The following is a 23,686-nucleotide window of genomic DNA, read 5'->3' as shown; positions in this document are numbered from 1 at the left end:
GAGGATCGCCTTCATGAACCCCACGCACGTCGTCGTGGACAGCCCCGTGGGCCCGCTCACGCTGGTGGCCCTGGACGGCGCCCTGTCCGCCCTCCACATGGACATGCAGCGGCACCGTCCGCCTGCGGAGACCTTCGGCGCCCCTGGCGATCCGCACACCGACCCCTTCGCGACCGTCGCGGAACAGCTCTCCGCGTACTTCGCCGGTGAGCTGACCGAGTTCGACCTCCCGCTCACCCTTCGCGGAACGCCCTTCCAGCAACGCGTCTGGGGGCTGCTCCAAGAGATCCCCTACGGCGAGACCGCGACCTACGGCCAGCTCGCCACCGAGCTGGGCAAGCCGTCCGCGTCCCGTGCCGTCGGCCTCGCCAACGGACGCAACCCGATCAGCGTCATCGTCCCCTGCCACCGCGTCATCGGCTCCACCGGCGACCTCACCGGCTACGGCGGCGGCCTCGACCGCAAGCGCTACCTCCTCGACTTCGAACGCAAGACCCACGCCGCCCAGAACGCCCTTTTCTAGAACTGTCAGGGCCTGGGGATAACGTGCCTGTCATGGCCGTCCCCGGCCCGTCGAGCAGTCGCCCGAAAGGCGGATCAAGGTGGAGTTCCGAGTCGACCGCCAGACACTCGCCGACGCCGTGGCGTGGGCCGCGCGGACGCTGCCGGCACGCCCCGCGCTCCCCGTCCTCGCGGGCATGCTCATCGAGGTCACCGACCAGGGCGAGCTGACCCTGGCCGGGTTCGACTACGAGGTCTCGGCCCGCGCCAAGGACGAGGCGACCGTCACCGAACCGGGCCGCGTCCTCGTCCCCGGGCGGCTCCTGTCGGACATCGTCCGGAACCTTCCTCCACAGCCTGTGGATATCTTCACGAAGGGCTCGGAGGTGGTGGTCCGCTGCGGGCCCGCCGAGTTCGGCCTCCTGACGCTGCCCGTCGAGGACTACCCCACCCTCCCCGAGCCGCCCGCCCGCGCCGGGACCGTCCCCGGCGACCTGTTCGCGACCGCCGTCGCCCAGGTGACCCCGGCCGCCGGACGCGACGACACCCTCCCGATGCTCACCGGCGTCCGGATCGACATCGAGGGCGACACGATGTGGCTCGCCTGCACCGACCGCTACCGCATCGCCGCCCGCGAGCTGACCTGGTCCCCCGCCGACCCCGGCTTCACCGCCGGCGTCGTCGTCCCCGCCCGCACGCTCGCCGACACCGCCAAGGCGATCAAGCGCGGCGAGGACGTCGCCATCGACCTCGGCGGCACCGCCGACACCCTCATCGGCGTCTCCGGCGGCGGCCGCAGCATGACCAGCCGCCTCCTGGACGACCAGTACATCAACTACCGGTCCCGGCTCACCGGCACCTGGTCGTCCGTCGCCGAGATCCGCGTCGCCCCGTTCGTCGAGGCGATCAAGCGCGCCGCCCTGGTCACCGAGCGCGGCACCCCGATCCGGCTGGCCTTCACCGCCGACGAGGTCCGCATCCGCGCCGCCACCGGCGACTCCGCCCGCGCCAACGAGAGCCTCGGCGCCCAGCTCACCGGCGACGACATCGACATCGCGTTCGCCCCCCAGTACCTCCTGGACGGCCTCGCCGGCATCGACACCGAGTACGCCCGCCTCGAATGCTCCGACCCCGCCAAGGCCGCCCTCCTCACCGCCATCCCCGACAAGAAGGACGACGAGGAGGCCCCCGACGAGGCGTCGGACACCGGCTACCGCTACCTCGCCATGCCCGTCCGCCTGACCTCCTGACCCCGCTTCGCCCGCCGGGCCCGCCGATCTCTCCGGGCTCGGCTCACCGCGCGCTCAGCAGCGGCGCAGGGGCCGAAGGCCCCGGTCTCCCCGGCCGGCCATAGCCAACGCTCCCCCGGCCATAGTCGGCGCGTCCGGGCAGAGCCGGTGCTCCCGGTCAGAGGTCGAGGACGGCCAGGACGAAGTGGACCTCCCGGGCGCCCGCGTTGCCGTAGGAGTGGGGCCGGTCGCCGACGAACACGGCGGCCGCGCCTTCCTCGACGAGATCGGTCCGGCCGTCCACGCCGAGGGTCAGCGTCCCCCGCTGCACGTACACGATCTCCTTGGTGCCGGGCACGTGCGCGTCGCTCTCCCGCGTCTCCCCCGGCTGCAGCTCCCACCGCCACAGCTCCAGCGACGGCCTCGGGTCGCTCCCGGCCAGCAGCGTCCCCGTCCCGCCGTTCTCGCCCTGCCACAGCACGACATGCCGCTCCGGCCGGAACATCCGGACCGGCGGCTCCTCCTCCACCTGCACCAGCCGCGTCAGCGGCACACCGAGCGCGTCGGAGATCCGGATGAGCGTCCCCAGGTTCGGGTTGCCGCGCCCCTGCTCCAGCCCGACCAGGACGCCCTTGCTCACCCCGGCCCGGCCCGCCAGCTCGTCCAGGCTCCACCCGTGCCCGGCCCGCAGCGCCCGGACGGTCCGCGCCACGGCCTCCCCGATCGCACCCTGCTCGCTCAATCGCCCTCCAGTTCCGAAACGTCCGCCCCCACGATCCCATCCGGTGGGCAGTACGCACGGCCGGTCGGTATGATGATATCTCCATATCATTAAAGTGACCGTCCGGAGGGGTTTGGAGATGCTGGAGCGGGTCGTTGTGGATGAGGCCGTGCGGGAACTGCGTCCCGACTTCGCCGTGCTCGTCATGACCGCCGAGGGGCTGGCGAACGGACCCGGCGATCAGGAGTCGGAGGGCTGGCTGGCCGAGGCGGCCGGGAAGGCGGACGCCGGCGACCCGCACGTGGAGGCGTGGCGCGACGCGTACCGGGCGTTCGGGGCGAAGCCGCAGCGGACCCGGCCGTCGGTGGACGCCCTGCTCCGCCGTTCCGGCGCGCTCCCGTCCATCAACAAGGTCGTGGACGCCTACAACGCGGTCAGCGTCGAGTACGCGCTGCCCATCGGCGGCGAGGACCTCGACGCGTACCAGGGCGCGGCGCGGCTGGTCAGGGCCACGGGCGACGAGCCGTTCGACGTGGTCGCGGGCGGCGAGCCGGCCGTGGAGCACCCGAACGCCGGCGAGGTCGTCTGGCGCGACGACGCGGGCGTGACCTGCCGGCGCTGGAACTGGCGGCAGTGCGTCCGCACACGGCTGACGGAGACCACGAAGAACGGCCTCTTCCTGCTCGAACGCCTTGAGCCGTACCCGCTGGACCGGCTGGCCGAGGCGGGCGACCGGCTCGCCGGGCGGCTCCGGGTGATCGCGCCGGACGTCCGGATCGCGAGCCGGCTGATCGGCGGGCGGTGATGGTCACTGCTCTGGCGCTGAGCGCGGCCCTGGCCTACGGGCTGGCGGACTTCCTCGGCGGCGCGGTGGCCCGCAAGTCGACGGCGCTGAAGGCGCTGACCTGGTGCGTTCCGATCGGCCTCGCGGTCGTCCTGGTGTCCGCGCTGCTCGCCGGCGGCACCGCGTCCCCCGGCCCGATGGCCTGGGGCTTCGCGGCCGGGCTCAGCGGCGGCGCGGGCCTGATCACGTTCTACCGGGCGCTCGCGCGCGGGCCGATGAACGTGGTGGCGCCCGTGTCCGCGCTGGCCGCCGCGGTCCTCCCCGTCGCCGTCGGCGTCGCGCTGGGCGAGCGGCTGGACGCGTCCGTCCTCGCCGGTGTCCTGCTGTGCCTCGTCGCGATCGGGCTGGTCAGCATGGAGGCCGGCGATGGCGCGGAGAACGCCGGGCCGGGCGCGTCCGGATGGCGGCGGCTGCTGGACTCGGGCCCCGCCATGGCCGGGGTGTCCGGGACCTGCTTCGGGGTCTTCTTCATCCTGCTGAAGGCCGCCGGGGACGGCACCGGGCTGTGGCCGATCGTCGGCGCACGCGTCGGCAACCTCGTCATCGTCGCGGTGGCGCTGCTGTTCCTGGTGTTCCGCGGCGGCGACCTCGGCCCCCGCGTGTCCGGGCGGACGCTGATCGGCCTGGCGCTCCTGTCCGGCACTCTGGACGCGGGCGCGAACGTGCTCTACTTCCTCGCCGCCCACAGCGGCATGCTCAGCCTCGCCGCCGTCCTCACGTCCCTCTACCCGGCGATCACCGTCCTGCTCGCCCGCATCGCCTACAGCGAGCGTCTGCGCGTCATCCAGCGCGTGGGCATGGGCGTAGCCGTAGCGGGCGTGGCCCTGGTCACGGTGGGCTGATACGCAGAACGAGTAAGGGCCGCGACCCGGTTTCGGGTTGCGGCCCTTGGCTATGCGGTGGTGGTGGGATTCGAACCCACGGAAGGTTGCCCTTCACACGCTTTCGAGGCGTGCGCCCTCGTCCACTAGGCGACACCACCGCGGGAGAGCCTACCTGACTCTGCGGCGCGTGAAGAACTCGGTTAGCAGGGCCGCGCACTCGTCCTCCAGCACTCCGGCGACGACTTCCGGCCTGTGGTTGAGGCGCCGGTCCCGGACGACGTCCCACAGCGACCCGACCGCGCCCGCCTTCAGGTCGACGGCGCCGTACACGACCCGGTCCAGGCGGGCCTGGACGGACGCACCGGCGCACATCGTGCACGGCTCCAGGGTCACGACGAGCGTGCAGCCCGACAGCCGCCACTCCCCGAGGGCGGCGGCCGCCTCCCGCATCGCGACGATCTCCGCATGCCCGGTCGGGTCGCAGGACCGCTCACGGTCGTTGCGGCCCGCCCCGATGACGTCGCCCGCTCCGTCCAGCACGACGGCCCCGACCGGTATCTCCCCGTCCTCGAACGCCTTGCGGGCCTCCCCGAGCGCCCGCCGCATCGGCGCCTCGAACCCCGCGACCACGGCATCGCCCGACACGCCGATCTCCGCGACCGGCTCGGTTTCGCCTTGCGGTCCGGGCTCGTCCGGCCGTGCGGGCTCGGCCGTCAGCGGCTCGGACGGGGGCCGTGGCGTGCCGGTTCCGGCTTCCGGTGAGGGTTGCCGGTCGGCGGGGCGCGGGTCAGTCACGGAGGCGGTCGAACTCCTCGCCGAAGCCGGCGTGTTCGGCGACGGTGAGCAGCGCGTCGCCCGGCAGGGCGCGGTCGCCGAGGTCGCCGAGCTGCTTGGCGGGGAGGCCGAGGTCTTCGAGGAGGGCCGGGTCGCCGCCGGGGTCGCCGTCCGGGACCTCGCCGACGAGCTGCTGGAACAGCGAGCCGAGCCGGTCTTCGCGGACGGTGGACACGTAGGCGCGCGGCTCGTCCTGCCCGTCCAGCCGGACGACCGCGAACCAGTCGTCGTCCTGCTCGATCAGCAGCACGACCGGGTCGCCGTAGGTCTCGACGGCCGCCTCCCTCATCAGGTCGGCGACGTCGTCGACGTGGTCGGCCTCGGCGAGCACGGCCTCGGTGCCGACCCAGCCCTCCGGGGTCTGCGCGAACACGGCGGCGAAGTAGGACACGTGTCAATTGTGACCCACGGGCTTGCCCGGGTCACAGCCCCCAGCGGCTGCGGGATCGCTCCAATTCCCGGCAATGTGTCTGTCTCGTCCGGATGGCCGTGCCCGGGGCGTCGTCAGACGATGGCGTCCATGGCGCGTTCGAAGGCGGGGGCGAAGCCGATGCGGCCGGCGATGCTGAGCAGCATCTCGTCCGGGTAGAGCTCCAGGTCGCCGGAGATGGCGCCGAGCTCCATCTCGTCCAGCCCGAGATCGGCGAAGATCGACATGTCGCCGACGGGGAGGACCTGGTCGAGTTCCTCGTCGTCGGGGATCGGGATGTCGAGGTAGTCGAGGACCTGGCCGGCCAGCGGCCAGTCGACCGAGGCCGTGACGTCCGACAGGAACACCATGACGTCGTCGCCGAGCAGGCGGATCGCCACGAAGAAGTCGTCGCCGACCGAGACCAGCCCGACCGTGCCGCCGAGGCTCGGCTGCTGGCGCAGGGCATGGATCAGCCCCGCGAGGTCCTCGGTCAACGCGACCGGGAGGATCTCGGCCTCCCAGCCCTCGTCTTCCCGGTACACCACGACGGCGAAGTCCGTCGCGTCAACATCCGTCATTTCCACCCCACCGGCGCGTCTCTTGCCTGGGCATGGTCCCAGATGCGGCGGGCCCGCGCGTGCATCAACGCCAAACTGGGCGCCGCACCCGTGCGTGAGACCGGGAGTCAGTGCTGCAATCCGGTGCCCAGCGGAAGAACCTATTGGATCCGCGTCAATTTATACGGAAGGTGCGGCGGCGCAGCTGCGCGTGAATCCGTGCGCGCCGCGACCTGTGCGGCGTCACCCGGCGGCGCAGCTCACGGGCCTCGGCCAGCTCGCGCAGGAAGATCGCCCGGCGCCGCAGATGCTCGCGCACCTGCTCGGGGGAGATGTCGCCCTGGGGGCCGGGGCGCGGCCGGCCGTCCTGCTCGGCTGTGACATCGGTCACCGGGTACCCGGCCGACACCGGCGCGTCCTCGGAGGCGGGAGCGGGAGCGGGAGCGGCGGGATCGCCGGAGGCGGGGGGACCGGGAGGCGGCGTCACGGCTTCGGGAGGCGGAACCGCGGCCTCGGGGGGCACCGCGGCGTCACGTCCGGGCGAGCCCGGCGGCCCACCGGCCCCACCCGGGGGAGCCGGCGGCTCGGGTGGGTCGGGCACGGACTCCCGGGCCCGTGCCGGACCTTCCGGCTGGTGATCGCTTTCGCTGTTCATACCGCCATACTGCCCAGCTCAGCGGCGTCCTATCCAGGTTCGGCGAGGTCCGGCCGATCGCGGACGGTGGGCTACGGTGAGCGCATGCAGACCCTCGCCGTCGATCACCCGCTCGTCGCGCACAAGCTCACCACGCTGCGGGACGTCCGCACCGATTCCCCCACGTTCCGCCGCCTCGCCGACGAGCTGGTCACCCTGCTCGCCTACGAGGCCACCCGCGACGTCCGGGTCGCGGACGCCACCGTCCAGACGCCCCTCGTCCCGGCGCAGGGCGTCCAGCTCGCGAGCCCGAAGCCGCTCGTCGTGCCGATCCTGCGCGCCGGCCTCGGGATGCTGGACGGCATGACGCGGCTGCTGCCCACCGCCGAGGTCGGCTTCCTCGGGATGATCCGGGACGAGGGCACGCTGCAGGCGCAGACGTACGCGACGCGGCTGCCGGACGACCTGTCCGGCCGGCAGTGCTACGTCCTCGACCCGATGCTCGCGACCGGCGGGACGCTCGCCGCCGCCGTCCGGCTGCTGTTCGACCGCGGCGCCGACGACGTCACCGCGATCTGCCTGCTCGCCGCCCCGGAGGGGCTGAAGTACCTGGAGCAGTCGTTCTCCGACATCTCGGCGCCCATCCGGGTCGTCACGGCCGCGATCGACTCCCACCTCAACGAGCAGGGCTTCATCATGCCCGGCCTCGGGGACGCCGGAGACCGGCTCTACGGCGTCGTCTGACCCGCCGGCCGTCCCCCGGCGATCCGCCGACCATGCACGCCATCACGATTCGAATGCCGACCTGACCTGGGATGTTCGTTCCCTCCGGCGGAGGGTACGAAGGCGCTACGGAGCGCCGGTGCGCGTTCCTCTCCGCCGCCCCGGCACAGGGGGACCGCTACGGACCGGGCGGTGCGAGCGAGCTCGATCGAGGACGTGTGATGGCTCACCTAGGGGATGGCGACCTGCCGCGCTACACGGCGATCGGCGAGAGGCTCACCGAGGAGTTCGACGGGGTGCACGCCGCCGACACGGTGGACCGGTGCGTCTCCGCCGCGAGGCACGGCGCCGAGGAGGTCACGGGGTCGGCACCGCCCGATCTCGTGGAACGGATCGCGCGCAGGCACCTGGAGGTGCTCGCGACCGTCGCGGCCGAGAAACGCCGCCGGGCGCGCCGTTCGTCGCTCGACAACGCACCATAGGCGTCGACAACGCGCCATAGGCCTTGCTTTGCCGGTCGTGCGGGCTGTGCGAAACTGAACCGGGGTCCGTGGGTCAACGCTCCGGGAGGCAGCCGTGCCCGCAAAAAAGTACATGACGTGGGCCGCGGTGGCCTTCGTGGCGTTCTACGTGATCAAGCAGCCGTCCGGCGCGGCGCAGTCGGTGCACAGCGCCGCCGGCGGCATCGCCTCCGCCGCCGGCTCCCTCGCCACCTTCGTCAACGCGCTGGCCTGAGGCCGCCATGAGACTCGTGACCCCCGGCGACTCCGCGCCGGCCTCGGTGAACAAGTACCTGCTCCCCCACGAGAACCAGGTGATCACGGTGCGCCGGCATCCGGCCGTGCTGATGGTCCCGGTCGGTCTCGTCCTCGGCGGCCTGATCGTCGCCGGCGTGCTGAGCAACACCGTCACCGCCGCCATGACCTGGATCTGGTGGGGCTGGCTGATCCTGCTGGGCTGGTTCGTGTGGCGGGTCGCGGAATGGTCCGTCGACTACTTCGTCATCACCAACCAGCGGATGCTGCTGACCACGGGGCTGATCACCCGCAAGGTCGCGATGATGCCGCTGGCCAAGGTCACGGACATGAGCTTCAAGCGGACGATCGCGGGCCGCATGCTCGGCTACGGGGAGTTCATCCTGGAGTCCGCCGGCCAGGACCAGGCGCTCACCAACGTGGACTACCTGCCCTACCCCGAGCAGCTCTACCTCGAAGTCTGCGAAATGATCTTCCCGAACAAGAATCCGGCGCCCGAGGAGAAGACGCTCCCCCCGCCTCCGCCGCCGCGCCGCCCGAAGGAAACGGTCGAGGCGGACGACGTCCCCGCCGCTCCGGGGCCGGACGAGCAGGTCTGAACCGGCTCCACTAGCCGTTAAACGCGGCGGGCTGATCAATATCGGTGGTTTTTATGATCTTGCGTGGATGGTCGGATACCTTCCGAGGGTGACAGGCGTCGCGATCGCCGGGGGATCCACCGGCCGCAACCGGCGCGCCACGGCGTTGCAGCAGCGTGCGCGCGGGGCCGGGCGGGGCCCGACCAGCCGATCTCTTCACTTGCCGCTTCATTACTCTCGATGTGCGATAACCCGCAATGTGCAATCATGTCGGCACCCCAGCCGCCTGTTTACTTCCGCTAAGTGAGTCCACATGCCGGGTCCAGGCAACGTCGGCGAACGTGTCCGCAACCTGCGGCTGACCAGACGCTTGTCGCAGGCACAGCTCGCCGGTCACGACCTTTCCGACAGCTACATCTCTTTGATCGAGTCGGGCAAGCGCACCCCGACGCCCACCGTTCTGCGCATGCTGGCCGAGCGTCTCGGCTGCACGCCCGAGTACCTCGCCGAGGGCGTCGAACCGGAGCAGCGCGCCCACCTCGAAGTACGGGAACGTCACGCGCATCTGGCGCTGCTGCGCGGCGACCCGGTCACGGCCGAGGCCGGCTTCGACGAAGTGATCGCCCGCAGCGACGATCCCGACCTGACGGCCCGCGCGCGCTGGGGCCGTGCCCGCGCCCTGGAGGAACTGGGCCGCACCGACGACGCGATCGCGCTCTTCGAGGAGCTGCGTGAGCAGGCCGAACGTGACCCGGGCCGCGCGAGCTGGCTGCCGCCGGTCATCGCGCTGGCCCGCTGCTACCACGCGGTCGGCGACCTGGGGCAGGCCATCGCGCTCGGCGAGCGCGCCGTCGCGCGGCTGCACCATCTCGGGCTCGGCGTGGGCGAGGAGTACACCGAGGTCGGGCGGATTCTGCTGCTCGCCTACGTGGATCGCTCCGATCCGGCGCGCGCGCACGACCTCGGGCGGCGGCTCCTGCACCCGGAGGGTTCCGGGGACGAGCCGACAAGCGTCCACTACCAGCGGGCCAGCATGCGAGCCCTTGAAGAGGGAACGATCGGCGACTCGCTGTACTTCGCCGACCAGGCCCTGGCCGTCCGCACCGACACCAGCCCGGTGCAGGCTCGCGAACGGCTGGCCCTTGCGGCCGCCAAGGCGCTGCTCAGGGGCGTCATGCCGTTCTCGGCCGCCGCGCCGTCCGGTGCCGTGCCCGCCGGAGAATACGGTTTCGAACGTCCGCGTGCCGAGGGTTCTCGTGAGGCCGCGCAGGAGGCGCTCGACCTGCTGCAAGGGACGACCAATCTCGACGGTGCCGAGGCCACGGAGAGGACGATCGCGAAGGCTCGTGCGCTCGTCCTCATCGGCGAACTGGACGACGCCATCGCCACCCTGGAGCAGTTCCTCGACACAGGCATGGCCCTGGCCCCCCCGACGCGCACCCATCCCGTGACCCCGCAGCCTGGCAACGACCTCGCCGCACGTACGCAGAAGACCGTCCTGGCCCGTCTCGTCCTCGCGCGCGCACGCGTCGCCCAAGGAGACCGGATGGCCGCCCAAGTCGTTCTGCGCGCCGCGTCGGAACAGCTGGCGACGCTGCCCATGGGCCGTCCGGCGGCGCATCTGCTCAGGGAACTGGGTGAGCTGCTGGAACTCGTCCACGACCCGGAGGGGGCCGCGACCGCCTACCGGAAGGCGCTGGAGGCCGCCGGTCTCCGCGCGGCCCGCCCCCAGGCGGCCAACCGCGACCTCGGACGCGTCTGACCCGGACGCGTCGGCCGGCCCGGCCGCCCCGCCCGCTGTGGTGTCTCTGACCAGGGCGTTTCCGGGAGTGGCCAGAGGCCGGTGATGGCCGGGGCCACCGATGGGACCGGCCGTTGATCAGCTCATGTCGACGGCGTCCAGGTCCAGGACGCGCGCGTGCAGAACCTGCCGCTGATGAAGCGCGGCCCGGAGCGCCCGGTGCAGGCCGTCCTCCAGATACATCTCGCCCTGCCACTGGACCACGTGCGGGAACAGGTCCCCGTAGAACGTGGAGTCCTTCGACAGGAGCGACTGAAGGTCCATCTCGCGTTTGGTGCTGACGAGCTGGTCGAGACGTACCTGGCGAGGCGGGATCTTGGCCCAGTCCCGGGACGAGAGTCCGTGCTCGGGATAGGGCCTTCCCTCACCCACCGCCTTGAAGATCACACTTCGAGTCTACGGCGTCGGCGTGACGTGGAGAAGGCAGCGCAACAACATGCGTCACTCTACTTGCCACCACTGGTAAACCAGTTACCTCCCAGCTCAACGGCTTCGTCAGTAAGTACCGGCGGGCGAGCGCACGTTCGCCCCATGCCCGCCGCGCGCCGGCCTCGGCGCAGCGGACCGGAGAATCGAATTGACTGGGGAGCGGGCCGTGCAAACACCTTCATAAGCCTTATGATGGTTACATGTTTCTCGATCTCGAAGGTGAGCGGGCGGACCGCGCCGAGGCGCGGCTCCGCGAGGAAACGGTGATCTGGCTGACGACCGTGACGCCGGACGGGCAGCCGCAGACGTCGCCCGTGGGGTATGTGTGGAACGGCACCACGTTCTTGATCATCAGTGCGCCCGGCACTCCGAAGGTCCGCAACCTGCGCGGCAACGCCAGGGTCGCGCTGCACCTGGATCTCGACACCGGCTCGGAGGACCACAGCGTCCTCACCGTCGAGGGCGTCGCCGAACTCGACCACGCACCGCCGGGCGGGCTCGCGCCGGTGAGCGAGGCCGAGGTCTCCGCGTACCTGGAGAAACATCTGGAGACGATGAACGAGGTGGGCATGACCCCAGAAGAGGTCTTCGCCGAGTTCTCGACCGCGATCCGGGTGACGCCGACCCGCGTCCGCTCCTACTGAGCCGGGCTCACGAGGAGCCGGACGAAGAACAGGTCACCGAAGACGGCCGAGTCTGAAGGACGCCTTTCTGAGGCAGGCAACCCAGCCGTGGAAGCACGAGAGGGCGGCACCGCTGGGTGCCGCCCTCTCAACGTCGCGCCTGTCAGGCGAGCGGAGGATGCGAGATTCGAACTCGCGAGCGCTTGCACGCAACACGCTTTCCAAGCGTGCGCCCTAGGCCACTAGGCGAATCCTCCACGGGGAAGCCTACCGGTTCCCGGGCAGTGACCTGACATCAATTACGGCGGAGACCGGGATCGGTCCGTAGACGTGGGGGAAGACCTCGCCGCCCGCGGATTCGTAGCGGACGGGGGCGTCCAGCCGGGACACGTCGATGACCAGCAGAACCAGGTCTGACCGGGGAACACCCGTGTAGAAGCGGCCGAGGACCCCGTCCACCTGGGCCATGTCGGACGAGCAGTGGACGAAGCCCTCCTCGCCGAGTGTCCGCCCGAGCGTCGACATGGTGTACGACACTCCCGTGTCGCGGGCGGCGTCCCAGTGGGTTCGTTCGGCGATGTGCAGGAGCGTGCCGTGCGTCGGGGCGGACATGAGGCGGAGACTACGCGGAAGCGTGGCGATCCTGGGCGGGGAATGCCATAGACTCTTGGGCAGACCCCTCGCATGGCGTCACCCTGTGAACCTCCCCAGGGCCGGAAGGCAGCAAGGATAAGCAGGCTCTGGCGGGTGTGCGGGGGGTCCCTTGATTTAAAGGGACACGCGTCCCAGGGACACCGCGTCTGACGCTCTGCTTCTCGAGGGAGGGCGGCTCCCCGATGAGTCTGGCTCTGTACCGCAAGTACCGGCCAGCGACGTTCGCCGAGCTGAAGGGCCAGGAGCACGTCGCCGAGCCCCTGCAGCAGGCACTGCGCAACGGCCGGATCAACCACGCGTACCTGTTCAGCGGCCCGCGCGGCTGCGGTAAGACGTCCAGCGCCCGCATCCTCGCCCGCTCGCTGAACTGCGAACAGGGGCCGACCCCCGACCCGTGCGGCAAGTGCGACTCGTGCGTCGCCCTCGGCCCGACCGGAACCGGGCACATCGACGTGATCGAGATCGACGCCGCGTCCCACGGCGGTGTCGACGACGCCCGCGACCTGCGGGAACGGGCCTTCTTCGCCCCGGTGTCGGCGCGCTTCAAGGTGTACATCATCGACGAGGCGCACATGGTCACCCGGGAGGGCTTCAACGCGCTGCTGAAGCTCGTCGAAGAACCCCCGCCGCACCTGAAGTTCGTGTTCGCGACGACCGAGCCGGAGAAGGTCATCGGGACGATCCGGTCCCGGACGCATCACTACCCGTTCCGGCTGATCCCGCCCGGCGTCCTCACCGAGCTCGTCGAGGAGATCCTGCGGTCGGAGGACGTCCCGTACGAGGCGTCGGCGCTGCCGCTGGCGGTCCGGGCGGGCGCCGGCTCGGCGCGCGACACCCTGTCGATCCTCGACCAGCTCCTCGCCGGTTCGGACGAGAACGGCATCACGTACGCGGGGGCCGTCTCCCTCCTCGGATACACCGACTCCGCGCTCCTGGACGAGGTCATCGCGGCGTTCGCGGCCCGCGACGGCGCCGCCGTCTTCGCCGCCGTCGACCGGGTCGTCGAGAGCGGCCAGGATCCCCGCCGCTTCACCGCCGACCTGCTGGAACGCGTCCGCGACCTGGTGATCCTGTCGAACGTCCCCGAGGCGGGCGGGTCCGGGCTGCTGAACTTCCCGCCGGACGAACTGGAGCAGATGCGGCGCCAGGCGTCCTCGCTCGGGCCGGGTGAGCTGACCCGCGCGGCGGATCTGCTGCACACCGGCCTCACCGAGATGCGCGGCGCCACGTCTCCGCGGCTGCTGCTGGAGCTGATCTGCGCGCGGATCCTGCTGCCCGCCGCATACGAGGACGAGGCGTCGATGTTCGCCCGCCTCGACCGCCTGGAACGGCAGGCCTCCCAAGGCGGCTTCGCGGGCGGGACGACTCCGGCGACCGCACCGCCCCCGGCCCCCGCTCCCGCGCCGCAGCCGCCCCCGGCTCCAACCCCGGCTCCGGCTCCGGCTCCAACTCCGGCTCCGGCTCCGGCCGAGCAGGCTCCCCGTCCGCCCGAACGGCCTTCTCCGCCTCCCGCGCCGGAACGTCCCCCCGCGCGGGAACGTCCCGCCGAGCCGCCGCCGAGTCCGGCGCCGAGCCCGTCTCCCGCCGCCGACGGGATGGACTTCTCCACCGTGCAGCGGCTCTGGCCGGACGTCGTCGAGGCCGTCAAGCAGAAGAGCCGCGCCACCTGGATGGTCATCATGTCCGGGGTGCAGCCGGTCTCGCTCGACGGGAAGGTCCTCACCCTGGGGTTCGACGCCGAGGGACGCCGCCTGGGCTTCGTCAACGGGGGCCGCGACACCGTCATCCGCGAGGTCTTCAAGGAACGGATGGGCGTCGACTGGCGGATCGAAACCGTCGTCGGGGGCGCACCCGCCGGGCCACCGCCCGCCCGCCCGGGCCCTAACGGCGGGTTCGGTACGGCGGCCACACCGAACCCGGCCCCACAGCAACGGCCGCGGCCGACCGCCCAGCCGACCGCCGGGCCGCCCGCCCCCAGGGCCGAAGCGACCCCGGAGCCGCCTCCGCCGCCTCCCGACGAGCCTCCGCCGCCGCCCGGACCCACCCCGGTGGACGAGAGCGACGAGGTCGACCCGGAGAGCGACGCCGACGCCGACGGCGCCGAGGCGGAGATGAGCGGGATGGCGCTCATCCAGCGTGAGCTGGGCGGTCAGATCATCCGCGAGATCGACAACTCGTCCGCGAACTAGCGGGACGCGGAACCGCCCCCGCCCCGAGATCTTCACGAATGGGCACACCGGCGCCCGTACTTACGGCGGGGCGCCGCTAACCCGTAGTCTCGTGGGACGGACATCCGGTGGCTGGCGGAGCGCCAGAGAGAAGGCCCTCTCGGGGGGCCGGAAGAGGGAGTGCACCGTGGAACCCGGTGGTCAGTTGAACATGCAGGAACTGCTCCAGCAGGCGCAGGCCATGCAGGAGCAGCTTTTCAGCGCGCAGCGCGAGCTCGCGGAGGCCGAGGTGAAGGGCACCGCCGGCGGCGGGCTCGTCACCGCGACGGTCAACGGGCAGGGCGAGGTCACGGGGCTGTCGATCGACCCGAAGGCCGTCGACACCGACGACCCGGCCGACACGGCGGAGACCATCGCCGACCTGGTGCTGGCCGCGATCCGCGACGCCGGCCGCGAGGCGCAGCAGTTGCAGCAGGAGAAGATGGGACCGCTCGCCGAGGGCCTCGGCGGCGGAGGCGGCCTTCCCGGTCTCGGCGGGGGCGGCGGGCTGCCCGGCGGTTTCCCCGGCCTCGGCGGCGGCTCCGGCTCCGGCGCCTGAGCCGGCCGGCAGAGAGAAAGGAGGGGTCCGTTGTACGAAGGGGTGGTCCAGAACCTCATCGACGAGCTGGGCAGGCTGCCCGGCGTCGGCCCCAAGAGCGCGCAGCGGATCGCCTTCCACCTCCTGGCCGCCGACCCTGCCGACGTCGAACGTCTCGGCAAGGCGCTCAAGGAGGTCAAGGACAAGGTCCGCTTCTGCGGGACGTGCGGGAACGTCGCGGAAGAAGAGGAATGCCGGATCTGCCGTGACGCGCGCCGCGACCCGCACGTCATCTGCGTCGTGGAGGAGTCCAAGGACGTCGTCGCGATCGAGAAGACCCGCGAGTTCCGCGGCCGGTACCACGTCCTCGGCGGCGCGATCAGCCCCATCGAGGGCGTCGGCCCGGACGACCTGCGGATCCGCGAGCTGATGCAGCGCCTCGCGGACGGGGCGGTGACCGAGCTGATCCTCGCCACCGACCCCAACCTGGAAGGCGAGGCGACGGCGACGTACCTCGCCCGGCTCGTCAAGCCCATGGGCCTCACCGTCACCCGTCTGGCCAGCGGCCTGCCGGTGGGTGGCGACCTCGAATACGCCGACGAGGTGACGCTGGGCCGCGCATTCGAAGGACGGAGGCTGCTCGATGTCTGACACCAACAGCCCGCAGGACTGGAACGCCCTCGCCGAACGCGTGGCGTGCCACGTCGACAACTACCTGAACGGACTGGAGGCCGTCGCACGCGGCGACGGCGGTACGCACACCATCCCGCTGCTTCTCCTTGAGGTGTCGCAGGTCATCCTGGCCGGCGCGCAGCTCGGCGCCAGCGCCGACGTGATCCTCCCGGACAACTGGGAGCCCGAGGTCGGCGACGACCCCGACCTCGACGCCGTCCGGCAGGGCCTGTCCGAGCGGCTCGTGGCCCTGGACGAGTACGTCGAGGTGTTCGACCCGTACAAGGACACCGAGCCCACGTCCTACCGCCTGTCGGACGACCTGGTCGACGTCGCCAGCGACCTCGTCCACGGGTTGCGCCACTACAACCAGGACCGTCCCCTGGAAGCTCTCTGGTGGTGGCAGTACTCCTACTTCAACCACTGGGGCAACCACGCCGGTGCGGCTCTGCGCGCCCTGCACGCCTTCGTCGCCAACGCCCGCCTGGACGTCGCCCCCGAGGCGGCCACCGCCTAGCCGGACGCCCCGGGACCGGCGGGCGCGCCCATCGCCCACGCGATCAGCTCCGCCGCCTTCTCGACGTCCGGGCCGATCTGCCCGCCCGTTTCGGAGCCCCACGCGTACAGTTCGAGGTCGGCGTCCCATACGACCTGCGCCGTCTGTCCCCGGTACGCGACGCGCAACCCGTCCTCGCCCTCCCCGGGACGCGTCGCGGACATCTGCGGTGCACGCCGCCGCAGCGCCGCGTACAACGAGTCCAGTGGTCCCCTGCGGACCCTGGGCAGCTCGGCCATCAGCTCTCCCATCAGCTCGGTCGTACCCGCACACGCCCGATCGGGGGACGCGGCGGATCACCGGTGGACGAGATGAACCACGGCACCCCGCCAACCCTGCCGCTACGTAGACGCTTTGCCCCGGTTCCTGGTGGTCCGCTGAGAAGATCTGCGGCCACCGTTGCGGGGACGACGTGATGTGTCAGGCCGCCTGATGGGACGGAGCGGTCAGCGGTGGCCGGTGAGGACTTCGTGGGCGAGGGCGTCGCGTTCGGCGGCCTCTTGCTCCGCCGCTTCCTTCTCGGCTCGGACGCGGGCGTCGTACGCGGCGCGGGAGGCGGCGATCGCGTTCTGGTGCTCTTCGGTCCAGGTGACCAGGGAGCGGATCGTCTCGTGCAGGGTCGCGCCCATGGGCGTGAGGGCGTAGTCCACGCGCGGCGGGACGGTCGGGTACACGGTACGGCTGACCAGCCCGTCCCGCTCCAGGTGCCGCAGCGTCCTGGCGAGCATCCGCTGGCTGATGCCGTCGATCCGGCGGCGGAGCTCGGTGAACCGCAGTGAGCGCTGGTCCAGCAACGCGATGATCAGCAGCGACCACTTGTCCGCGACGCGCTCCAGGATCTGCCGGACCTCGCAGTCGTTGCGCGTGTGCCATTGCAGGACGTCCTCGTCGGCGGCGGTAACTCCGCAGTAACCAGGGGACGCGAAAGTTCCGTCTTCCATGCTTCCCAATAGTGTCTGACGATGCTGTCGGTAACAAGAGGGAACCGGCGTCCATCAGGGGAACCGGCCCTCCTCCGACAGGAGCCGGCTCATGCCCACATCCGCAGCCCACATGGACAGACGTGCCTGGGCGCAGTTGCTCGTGCTGTGCGGCGCGGTCTTCCTGGAGGGCATCGACGTCGCGATGCTCAACGTCGCGCTGCCGTCGATCCGGGCGGACCTGGGGCTGTCGACCGGGATGCTCAGCGGCGTCATCAGCGCCTACGTGCTCGGCTACGGCGGGTTCATGCTGCTGGGCGGGCGCACCGCCGACCTGCTGGGCCACCGCCGCGTCTTCCTCTTCTGGCTGGTGGTCTTCCTGCTGTTCTCGGGGCTCGGCGGGTTCGCCACGAGCGGCTGGATGCTCCTGGCCGCCCGGTTCGTCACCGGTGTCGCCTCGGCGTTCATGGCCCCGGCAGGGCTCGCGCTCGTCACCGCCATGTTCCCGGCCGGGCCCGCGCGCATCAGGGCGCTCGGCGTCTACGCGGGGACGGCCGCGGGCGGCTTCACGCTCGGGCTGGTCGCCGGCGGGCTGCTGACCGCGATCGGCTGGCGCTGGGTGTTCTTCGCACCGGTCATCCTGGCGGCGCTGCTCCTGGCCGCGGCGATCGTGCTGGTGAAAGAGCCGGAGGCCGCCAGGCCCCGGGGCTTGTCGGGCGGCTTCGATCTCGTGGGCGCGTTCAGCATCACCGGCGCGATGCTGCTGCTCGCGTACGGCGTCGTCCGGCTGGAACGGCCCGGGGACGGCGCCGCGCTCACCGTGGCCGTCTTCGCCGGCGGGCTGGTGCTCCTCGCCGCGTTCGTCGCGATCGAGCACAGGGCCGCGAACCCGCTCGTCCGGCTCGGCATCCTCCGCTCCGCCGCTCTGGTGCGGACCGATCTGAGCGCGCTCCTGTTCATCGGCGCCTTCGCGGGATTCCAGTTCCTGATGACGCTGTACCTGCAGGAACTCCGCGGCTGGACGACCTGGCAGACCGGCCTGGCGATGCTCGTCCTCGGCATCGACACCGTCCTCGCGCCGACACTGACACCACGTCTGGTGAATCGCTTCGGCAACCTGCGCGTCCTGCTCGGCGGCCTCGTCCTCGCCGCCGTGGCGTACGGGCTGTTCCTGCCGGTCGGCCTCGACTGGGCCTATGCGACCATGTTCCCGATCATGGGGTTGCTGGGGGTGGCGTTCGCACTGGCCTACGGCCCGCTGACGATGGCCGCCACGGAAGGTGTGGACGAGAGCGAACACGGCCTGGCGGGCGGCCTGTTCTACACCGCGATCCAGTTCGGCACGGCGCTCGGCCTTTCCGCCGTGACCGCCGTCCAGGTCGCGGCGCTGGGCGGCGACGGATCCCGGGGCGCGGGCCTCGACGCCCTCCGGATCGCGCTGACCGTTCCCTTCGTGGCCGCGCTCGCGGCCGCCGCGATCACCGCGTTCGGTCTCCGCGCCCGTGCCGCGAAGGCGGCCGAACCGGCCGGCGAAGCCATCAAGATCACTGCTTAGGAGCCCGAAGATGACGACGATCGTGGACACCTTTTCCGAGATCCGGGACGATTTCGACGCCTACATCGGTGACATCGTCTACGCCACCATGACGACCGTCGACTCCAAGGGGCGTCCCCGCGCCCGGGTCCTGATCCCCGTGTGGGAACACGTCGACGGTCACCCTGTCGGATGGCTTGCCACGTACAAGACCCCGGTGAAGGCCGCGCACCTGGCCGGCAATCCGCACACGACGTTCTCCTACTGGACGCCGCGGCAGAACGCGGTCAACGTCGACACGGTCGCCGAGTGGGTCGACGACGCGGAGACGAAGCGGCACGTCTGGCGCCTCTACGCGGAGACCAGCCCGCCGGGGGCCGGCTACGACCTCGGCCGCTTCTGGCGGGAGGGCCCTTCCGACCCCGGACTCCACGTCCTGCGGCTGTCGCCGTGGCGCGTCCAGGTCATCCGTGGCACCGACCTCCGCAGCAGGATCTGGAAATCCGCCTGACACGCCGCCCGGCAGAGCCCGAACCGCTCTGCCGGGCGCGGTCATCGCACCCGGCCTGGACTGATCGTCCGGGGGGCGCCGCCGCCCTTCCCGCCGCCATCGTGACGGCCGTCGATACGGACATACCACGGCCATGCGAGTTACCTGGCCGTAATCCATTAGGTGCGGCTCGGTAGACTCTTCGTTCGGTACGCCTGACCCCGATTCGAGGAGCGCCCACTCGTGGCTCTTGTCGTGCAGAAGTACGGTGGCTCCTCCGTCGCCGACGCCGAAGGCGTCAAGCGGGTCGCCCAGCGCATCGTCGCAACGAAGAAGGCGGGCAACGACGTCGTCGTCGTGGTGTCCGCCATGGGTGACACGACGGATGACCTCATCGATATGGCCAAGCAGGTCAGCCCCCTGCCACCCGGCCGTGAGCTGGACATGCTGCTCACCGCGGGCGAACGGATCTCGATGGCCCTGCTCGCCATGGCCATCGCGAACCTGGGCCACGAGGCCCGCTCGTTCACCGGCTCCCAGGCGGGTGTGATCACCGACGGCTCGCATGGGAAAGCGAAGATCATCGATGTGACGCCGGGACGGATCCGGACCGCGCTGGACGAAGGCTCGATCTGCATCGTGGCCGGTTTCCAGGGCGTCTCGCAGGGCACCAAGGACATCACCACGCTCGGCCGCGGCGGGTCCGACACCACCGCGGTCGCGCTGGCGGCCTCGCTGGACGCCGACGTCTGCGAGATCTACTCCGACGTCGACGGCGTCTTCACCGCCGACCCGCGCATCGTGCCCGCCGCCCACAAGATTCCGAAGATCTCCTACGAGGAGATGCTGGAGATGGCGGCGAACGGTGCGAAAATCCTGCACCTGCGCTGCGTGGAGTACGCGCGCCGCTACAACATCCCGATCCATGTGCGGTCCTCGTTCAGTCAGATGGAAGGCACCTGGGTCGTCGACAGCAGCGAGATCGAAGGACACGACATGGAGCAGGCGATCATCTCCGGCGTCGCCCACGACCGGAGCGAAGCCAAGATCACCGTGGTGGGGGTCCCGGACAAGGTCGGTGAGGCCGCCGCGATCTTCACGGTGCTGTCCGATGCCGAGATCAACATCGACATGATCGTGCAGAACGTGTCGGCGGCGTCCACCGGACGCACCGACATCTCGTTCACGCTGCCGTCCACCGACGGGCAGACCGCGCTGACCGCCCTCAACAAGCTGAAGGACCGCATCGGGTTCGAGTCGCTCCGCTACGACGACCGGATCGGCAAGGTCTCGCTGATCGGCGCGGGGATGCGCTCGCACCCCGGTGTCACGGCCAAGCTGTTCGGCGCGATCGCCGAGGCCGGGGTCAACATCGAGATGATCTCCACTTCGGAGATCCGCATCTCCGTCGTCGTCGCCCAGGACGACGTCGACACCTCGGTCGCCGCGGCGCACCACGCGTTCGACCTCGACGCCGAGCAGGTCGAGGCCGTCGTCTACGGAGGCACGGGCCGCTGACTTCCGCGAGGGCCGCGCGGGGCCGGGGACACCCCGGTCCGCGCGGCCTTGGTGCGCCGGTCCGCGCACCCGGGTGCCGCGGATCGTGTGTCCGGGCGCGTCATGTGACGCAACCGGATTCCCGGGACGGTGGCAGCATGCGTCCGGGAACCGGTCGCGGGCAGCGGTAGTTCAGAGGATGTGAGTGCGACGATGGGCTCGACTTCCGGGCCGCCGACTCTCGCGGTCGTCGGCGCGACGGGGGCGGTCGGGGCGGTGATGCTCGACCTGCTGTCCACCCGCCGGGACGTGTACGGGGACATCAGGCTCGTCGGTTCGCAACGTTCCGCCGGGCGGATGCTGCGGGTGCGCGGCGAGCGCGCCGAGGCGGTCGCGCTCACCCCCGAGGTCTTCGACGATGTCGACATAGCGACCTTCGCCGTCCCGGCGTCGGTCGCGGAGGAGTGGGCGCCGGTCGCGGTGGCGCGCGGGGCGGTGGCGGTCGACGGTTCCCCGGTGTTCCGGATGAGCCCGGACATTCCGCTCGTCGTCCCCGAGGTGAACCCCGCGCGGGTGCGGGAGCGTCCACGCGGCATCGTCGCGGGTCCGGGATGCACGACGCTGGCGATGATCGTCGCGATCGGTGCGCTGCACCGGCGGTACGGGCTGCGGGAACTGGTCGTCGCGTCCTACCAGGCGGCGTCCGGGGCGGGCCGGCACGGCCTCGACACGCTGTACGCGCAGATGGAGAAGGTCGGCGGTGACCGCGCGCTGGGCAACCGGGCGGGCGACATCCGCGGCGTGGTCGGTGACCTGGGCCCGTTCCCGGCGCCGCTCACGATGAACGTCGTGCCGTGGGCGGGGACGCACGAGGACGGCGGCTGGACGTCCGACGAGGTCGGCATCAGGGACGAGACCCGGAGGATCCTCGGGCTGCCGGGGCTGAAGGTGTCGGCGACCTGCGTCCGCGTCCCGGTGATCACCGGGCATTCGATGGCCGTCCACGCGGTGTTCGAGGAGCGGACCGACCAGCGGGAGGCGCAGGAGATCCTCGCGAGGTCACCCGGTGTGGTGCTGTGCGACAACCCGGAGACGCACGAGTTCCCGACACCGTCCGACGTCGTCGGCACCGACCCGACATGGGCGGGACGCGTCCGCCGGTCGCTCGACGACCCGCAGGCGCTCGATCTGTTCCTCTGCGGCGACAACCTGCGCCAGGGCGCGGCGGTGAACACGGCGCAGATCGCCGAGCTCGTCGCCGCCGAGCTCAATCCCTGACACCGCTCCCGGACGGCCAAGCCCAGGGTCGTCGGGCCGGACACTGTGGATCGCGGCCGGCGTCCGGCCGGGTCCCGGCGCCGGGAGCCGCATGGCGGCGGAGGCGTCCGGGCAGAACGGCCGGGGAGGCCGGGCCGCGGCGCCCGCCGCTCTCGGCGGCCTTCTCAGGATGAGCACGACGGCGTGGCGGGCTTTAGGGTGGCATGCGTGACCGAGACGAAGGCCGTGAAGTCCGAGCAGACGCGGTCCCTGATCGTCGAGACGGCGCTGCGGCTGTTCAGGGAACGCGGATACGAGGCGACGACGATGCGGGCGATCGCCAAGGAGGCGGGCGTCTCGGTCGGCAACGCCTACTACTACTTCGGCTCCAAGGAAGAGCTGATCCAGGCGTACTACGACGAGTTGCAGGACGAGCACCTCGCGGCCTGCCGGGCCGTCCTCGACGCGGAGACGGAGTTCGCGCGGCGGCTGCTGGGCGTGCTGAGGGCCCGTGTCGACACGATGGTCCCCTACCACGAGTTCGCGGGGAAGTTCTTCAAGTTCGCCGCCGAGCCGACGAGCCCGCTCAACCCGTTCAGCGCCGAGTCGGGCCCGGCCCGCGAGTCGGCGGTCGCGATCTACCGCGAGGTCGTGGAAGGCTCCGACCTGAAGATCGACAGGGAGTTCCGGGCGGAGCTGCCCGAGCTGCTGTGGATCTACTCGATGGGCATCGTCCTGTACTGGGTGCACGACAGCTCGCCGGGTTGCCGCAAGACGTACCTCCTCGTGGAACGGACGGTCCCGCTCGTCAACCGCATGGTGTCGATGTCGCGCATGCCCGGGTTCAAGTCGGTGACGCGTGAGCTGGTCGGCATCATCCGCGAGGTCCGCGCCTGACCGCGCGGTCCGCCGCGTTCTTCAGGCGGCTCACCGGAAGGTGATGTCCCAGTGGTCTTTTTCGCGGGCGAACAGGGCGCCGTCCGGTGAACGGTAGAGCCTGGCGCCGTCGCCCCGGACCCCGGCGGACGGGTAGCGCTTGATCGCCCGGTCGACGCAGCGTCCCGTCGCGATGTCGGCCTTGTAGCCGTTCCAGTGGCTGTAGGTGCCGCTCGCGTGGCCGCGTTCGGTGCCGCCGGTGACGGTGATCGCGCAGCCGCTCGACTCCGCGAAGCCGATCAGCCCTTTGATCGTTCCCCAGCGGATGTTCTCGAACGACGTGCAGGTCCTGATCTTCCGGTCGGAGCAGCCGCCGGTCGAACGCCAGCGGATGCCGTTCCCGCGCAGGATGTCCTTGACGAACCGCTGCTCCAGGCGCCGCGACTCGGGGATGTCCTGCGGCACGGCGCCCGGACGCGGGATGCCCGGAGGGGCGGCGGCGGTCTCGGGCGCGGCGCCCTGAGAAGGTGCGTGCTGTGGCGCGGCATTCCGAGGTGTGGCGCCCTCCGCCTCCGTGCCGGGGACGGCGGTGCCCCGGAGCGCGGTGCCCTGCGGCGGGACGCCCGGAGACGCGGTGTTCTGGGCCGGGACGTCCCGTGGCGCGGTGCTCTGGAGGAGAGTCGCCGGCTCGTGAGTGGCGGGGTTCGGCCTTGGGAGGTCGGGTCCCGGACGCGTGAGGCGTCCCGCGGACGCGGACCGGTGGTCCGGAACGGGCGCGGCCGCCAGCGCGGCGAGCCGGCTCGGCGCGGGTGAGGCCGAACGAGGGAGTGGCTCGGGTCCGGCGGCCGGGCCGGCGGCGGATGCCCGCGCGGGTGTGACGGCGAGGGTCGTGGTGGCGATGGCCAGTCCGGTCACCAGGGCCGTCAGCCGGAACGCCGGGCCGTGCGCCCCGGGTTTTCGGTGGCCGGCGGCCCGCCGGACGAGCGCATGGACGTGCTGGAGCCGTGTCATGTGATCCCC

Annotated in this window: 28 protein-coding genes, 2 tRNA genes, 1 other RNA gene and 1 pseudogene; 20 read left to right on the top strand and 12 right to left on the bottom strand. The window is 71.3% G+C overall.

The window, feature by feature from the left end; all coding sequences use genetic code 11:
• The first annotated feature begins 13 nt into the window (after window positions 1-13).
• Entirely contained in the window at window positions 14-523 is a 510-nt protein-coding gene (locus ACTWPP_RS06520) for a methylated-DNA--[protein]-cysteine S-methyltransferase (RefSeq protein ID WP_443103159.1), read from the top strand.
• Between the two features lie 79 nt (window positions 524-602).
• Window positions 603-1,751, top strand: a complete 1,149-nt coding sequence (gene dnaN, locus ACTWPP_RS06515) for a DNA polymerase III subunit beta (protein WP_443103158.1) — start codon at window positions 603-605, stop codon at window positions 1,749-1,751.
• Window positions 1,752-1,908: 157 nt separating this feature from the next.
• On the opposite strand, the gene ACTWPP_RS06510 is transcribed toward dnaN, so the two are convergent.
• A complete protein-coding gene (locus ACTWPP_RS06510) occupies window positions 1,909-2,472 on the bottom strand; it encodes a helix-turn-helix domain-containing protein (RefSeq protein WP_443103157.1) in 564 nt (187 codons plus the stop codon).
• A gap of 94 nt (window positions 2,473-2,566) precedes the next feature.
• Between ACTWPP_RS06510 and ACTWPP_RS06505 the strand changes: the two genes are divergently transcribed.
• Both ACTWPP_RS06505 and ACTWPP_RS06500 read left to right on the top strand, forming a co-directional pair.
• A complete protein-coding gene (locus ACTWPP_RS06505; RefSeq protein WP_443103156.1) occupies window positions 2,567-3,256 on the top strand; it encodes a B3/B4 domain-containing protein in 690 nt (229 codons plus the stop codon).
• Window positions 3,256-4,137 carry an EamA family transporter gene (locus ACTWPP_RS06500; RefSeq protein ID WP_443103155.1) on the top strand — a complete coding sequence of 294 codons (882 nt, stop codon included), beginning with the start codon at window positions 3,256-3,258 and terminating at the stop codon, window positions 4,135-4,137. The genes ACTWPP_RS06505 and ACTWPP_RS06500 overlap by 1 nt, the downstream gene beginning before the upstream one ends.
• A 55-nt stretch (window positions 4,138-4,192) precedes the next feature.
• On the opposite strand, the gene ACTWPP_RS06495 is transcribed toward ACTWPP_RS06500, so the two are convergent.
• The 5 genes from ACTWPP_RS06495 to ACTWPP_RS06475 all read right to left on the bottom strand — a co-directional run bounded on the left by ACTWPP_RS06495 (window position 4,193) and on the right by ACTWPP_RS06475 (window position 6,313).
• Window positions 4,193-4,277: transfer RNA gene (locus ACTWPP_RS06495), tRNA-Ser, on the bottom strand.
• Between the two features lie 10 nt (window positions 4,278-4,287).
• The gene (tadA, locus tag ACTWPP_RS06490; RefSeq protein WP_443103421.1) at window positions 4,288-4,725 is read right to left on the bottom strand and encodes a tRNA adenosine(34) deaminase TadA; all 438 of its coding nucleotides are present in this window, start codon (window positions 4,723-4,725) and stop codon (window positions 4,288-4,290) included.
• A gap of 181 nt (window positions 4,726-4,906) precedes the next feature.
• On the bottom strand, window positions 4,907-5,344 hold the full coding sequence (locus ACTWPP_RS06485; RefSeq protein ID WP_443103154.1) for a tRNA adenosine deaminase-associated protein: 438 nt from the start codon (window positions 5,342-5,344) through the stop codon (window positions 4,907-4,909).
• A gap of 113 nt (window positions 5,345-5,457) precedes the next feature.
• Window positions 5,458-5,943 (bottom strand): tRNA adenosine deaminase-associated protein, encoded by a 486-nt coding sequence (locus ACTWPP_RS06480; RefSeq protein WP_443103153.1) that lies wholly within the window; start codon window positions 5,941-5,943, stop codon window positions 5,458-5,460.
• A 154-nt stretch (window positions 5,944-6,097) separates the two neighbouring features.
• Entirely contained in the window at window positions 6,098-6,313 is a 216-nt protein-coding gene (locus tag ACTWPP_RS06475) for a hypothetical protein (RefSeq protein ID WP_443103152.1), read from the bottom strand.
• 348 nt (window positions 6,314-6,661) lie between these two features.
• Here ACTWPP_RS06475 and upp point away from each other — a divergent pair, with 348 nt between their 5' ends.
• From upp to ACTWPP_RS06450, 5 genes and pseudogenes are all read left to right on the top strand, one after another.
• On the top strand, window positions 6,662-7,300 hold the full coding sequence (upp, locus tag ACTWPP_RS06470) for a uracil phosphoribosyltransferase (protein ID WP_443103151.1): 639 nt from the start codon (window positions 6,662-6,664) through the stop codon (window positions 7,298-7,300).
• A gap of 200 nt (window positions 7,301-7,500) precedes the next feature.
• The gene (locus ACTWPP_RS06465) at window positions 7,501-7,761 is read left to right on the top strand and encodes a hypothetical protein (protein WP_443103150.1); all 261 of its coding nucleotides are present in this window, start codon (window positions 7,501-7,503) and stop codon (window positions 7,759-7,761) included.
• A gap of 94 nt (window positions 7,762-7,855) precedes the next feature.
• Entirely contained in the window at window positions 7,856-8,014 is a 159-nt protein-coding gene (locus ACTWPP_RS06460) for a hypothetical protein (RefSeq protein WP_443103149.1), read from the top strand.
• Window positions 8,015-8,021: 7 nt separating this feature from the next.
• Window positions 8,022-8,519, top strand: a pseudogene (locus ACTWPP_RS06455) (PH domain-containing protein); the annotation flags it as partial.
• A 406-nt stretch (window positions 8,520-8,925) separates the two neighbouring features.
• On the top strand, window positions 8,926-10,374 hold the full coding sequence (locus tag ACTWPP_RS06450; protein WP_443103148.1) for a helix-turn-helix domain-containing protein: 1,449 nt from the start codon (window positions 8,926-8,928) through the stop codon (window positions 10,372-10,374).
• Between the two features lie 117 nt (window positions 10,375-10,491).
• On the opposite strand, the gene ACTWPP_RS06445 is transcribed toward ACTWPP_RS06450, so the two are convergent.
• A complete protein-coding gene (locus ACTWPP_RS06445; protein WP_443103147.1) occupies window positions 10,492-10,800 on the bottom strand; it encodes a type II toxin-antitoxin system VapB family antitoxin in 309 nt (102 codons plus the stop codon).
• 242 nt (window positions 10,801-11,042) lie between these two features.
• Here ACTWPP_RS06445 and ACTWPP_RS06440 point away from each other — a divergent pair, with 242 nt between their 5' ends.
• On the top strand, window positions 11,043-11,486 hold the full coding sequence (locus tag ACTWPP_RS06440; RefSeq protein ID WP_443103146.1) for a pyridoxamine 5'-phosphate oxidase family protein: 444 nt from the start codon (window positions 11,043-11,045) through the stop codon (window positions 11,484-11,486).
• Window positions 11,487-11,637: 151 nt separating this feature from the next.
• On the opposite strand, the gene ACTWPP_RS06435 is transcribed toward ACTWPP_RS06440, so the two are convergent.
• Both ACTWPP_RS06435 and ACTWPP_RS06430 read right to left on the bottom strand, forming a co-directional pair.
• Window positions 11,638-11,722, bottom strand: a tRNA-Ser gene (locus ACTWPP_RS06435).
• A gap of 10 nt (window positions 11,723-11,732) precedes the next feature.
• Window positions 11,733-12,077 (bottom strand): DUF952 domain-containing protein, encoded by a 345-nt coding sequence (locus ACTWPP_RS06430; RefSeq protein WP_443103145.1) that lies wholly within the window; start codon window positions 12,075-12,077, stop codon window positions 11,733-11,735.
• Between the two features lie 59 nt (window positions 12,078-12,136).
• On the opposite strand from ACTWPP_RS06430, the gene ffs reads away from it, so the two are divergent.
• The 5 genes from ffs (at window position 12,137) to ACTWPP_RS06405 (ending at window position 16,053) form a co-directional block, all read left to right on the top strand.
• Window positions 12,137-12,232, top strand: an RNA gene (ffs, locus tag ACTWPP_RS06425) — signal recognition particle sRNA small type.
• 69 nt (window positions 12,233-12,301) lie between these two features.
• Entirely contained in the window at window positions 12,302-14,308 is a 2,007-nt protein-coding gene (locus ACTWPP_RS06420) for a DNA polymerase III subunit gamma and tau (protein ID WP_443103144.1), read from the top strand.
• A 190-nt stretch (window positions 14,309-14,498) separates the two neighbouring features.
• On the top strand, window positions 14,499-14,885 hold the full coding sequence (locus ACTWPP_RS06415; protein ID WP_443103420.1) for a YbaB/EbfC family nucleoid-associated protein: 387 nt from the start codon (window positions 14,499-14,501) through the stop codon (window positions 14,883-14,885).
• A gap of 30 nt (window positions 14,886-14,915) precedes the next feature.
• Window positions 14,916-15,515, top strand: a complete 600-nt coding sequence (gene recR / locus ACTWPP_RS06410) for a recombination mediator RecR (RefSeq protein WP_443103143.1) — start codon at window positions 14,916-14,918, stop codon at window positions 15,513-15,515.
• Window positions 15,508-16,053: a DUF5063 domain-containing protein gene (locus tag ACTWPP_RS06405; RefSeq protein WP_358453004.1), complete on the top strand. Its 546-nt coding sequence runs from the start codon at window positions 15,508-15,510 to the stop codon at window positions 16,051-16,053. Before recR ends, ACTWPP_RS06405 begins: the two co-directional genes overlap by 8 nt.
• Here the strand turns inward: ACTWPP_RS06405 and ACTWPP_RS06400 are convergent.
• Complete coding sequence (locus ACTWPP_RS06400) at window positions 16,050-16,343, bottom strand: hypothetical protein (protein WP_443103142.1); 294 nt, start codon at window positions 16,341-16,343, stop codon at window positions 16,050-16,052. The genes ACTWPP_RS06405 and ACTWPP_RS06400 overlap by 4 nt on opposite strands.
• A 195-nt stretch (window positions 16,344-16,538) precedes the next feature.
• The gene (locus ACTWPP_RS06395) at window positions 16,539-17,033 is read right to left on the bottom strand and encodes a winged helix-turn-helix transcriptional regulator (protein ID WP_443103141.1); all 495 of its coding nucleotides are present in this window, start codon (window positions 17,031-17,033) and stop codon (window positions 16,539-16,541) included.
• Window positions 17,034-17,124: 91 nt separating this feature from the next.
• On the opposite strand from ACTWPP_RS06395, the gene ACTWPP_RS06390 reads away from it, so the two are divergent.
• From ACTWPP_RS06390 to ACTWPP_RS06370, 5 genes are all read left to right on the top strand, one after another.
• Complete coding sequence (locus tag ACTWPP_RS06390; RefSeq protein ID WP_443103140.1) at window positions 17,125-18,567, top strand: MFS transporter; 1,443 nt, start codon at window positions 17,125-17,127, stop codon at window positions 18,565-18,567.
• 10 nt (window positions 18,568-18,577) lie between these two features.
• The gene (locus ACTWPP_RS06385) at window positions 18,578-19,057 is read left to right on the top strand and encodes a pyridoxamine 5'-phosphate oxidase family protein (RefSeq protein ID WP_443103139.1); all 480 of its coding nucleotides are present in this window, start codon (window positions 18,578-18,580) and stop codon (window positions 19,055-19,057) included.
• 222 nt (window positions 19,058-19,279) lie between these two features.
• Window positions 19,280-20,554, top strand: coding sequence for an aspartate kinase (locus tag ACTWPP_RS06380; RefSeq protein ID WP_443103138.1), 1,275 nt, complete (start codon window positions 19,280-19,282; stop codon window positions 20,552-20,554).
• 192 nt (window positions 20,555-20,746) lie between these two features.
• A complete protein-coding gene (locus ACTWPP_RS06375) occupies window positions 20,747-21,811 on the top strand; it encodes an aspartate-semialdehyde dehydrogenase (RefSeq protein WP_443103137.1) in 1,065 nt (354 codons plus the stop codon).
• A gap of 207 nt (window positions 21,812-22,018) precedes the next feature.
• Entirely contained in the window at window positions 22,019-22,687 is a 669-nt protein-coding gene (locus ACTWPP_RS06370; protein ID WP_443103136.1) for a TetR/AcrR family transcriptional regulator, read from the top strand.
• A gap of 30 nt (window positions 22,688-22,717) precedes the next feature.
• Here the strand turns inward: ACTWPP_RS06370 and ACTWPP_RS06365 are convergent, their stop codons facing one another.
• Window positions 22,718-23,677, bottom strand: a complete 960-nt coding sequence (locus ACTWPP_RS06365) for a hypothetical protein (RefSeq protein ID WP_443103135.1) — start codon at window positions 23,675-23,677, stop codon at window positions 22,718-22,720.
• Window positions 23,678-23,686 lie beyond the last annotated feature (9 nt).

Origin of the sequence: Actinomadura sp. 3N407, from assembly GCF_052245875.1 — a bacterium.
Classification (GTDB): domain Bacteria; phylum Actinomycetota; class Actinomycetes; order Streptosporangiales; family Streptosporangiaceae; genus Spirillospora.
Note: the sequence above shows the minus strand (reverse complement) of the source record. Positions and strands in the feature narration are given on the sequence as shown.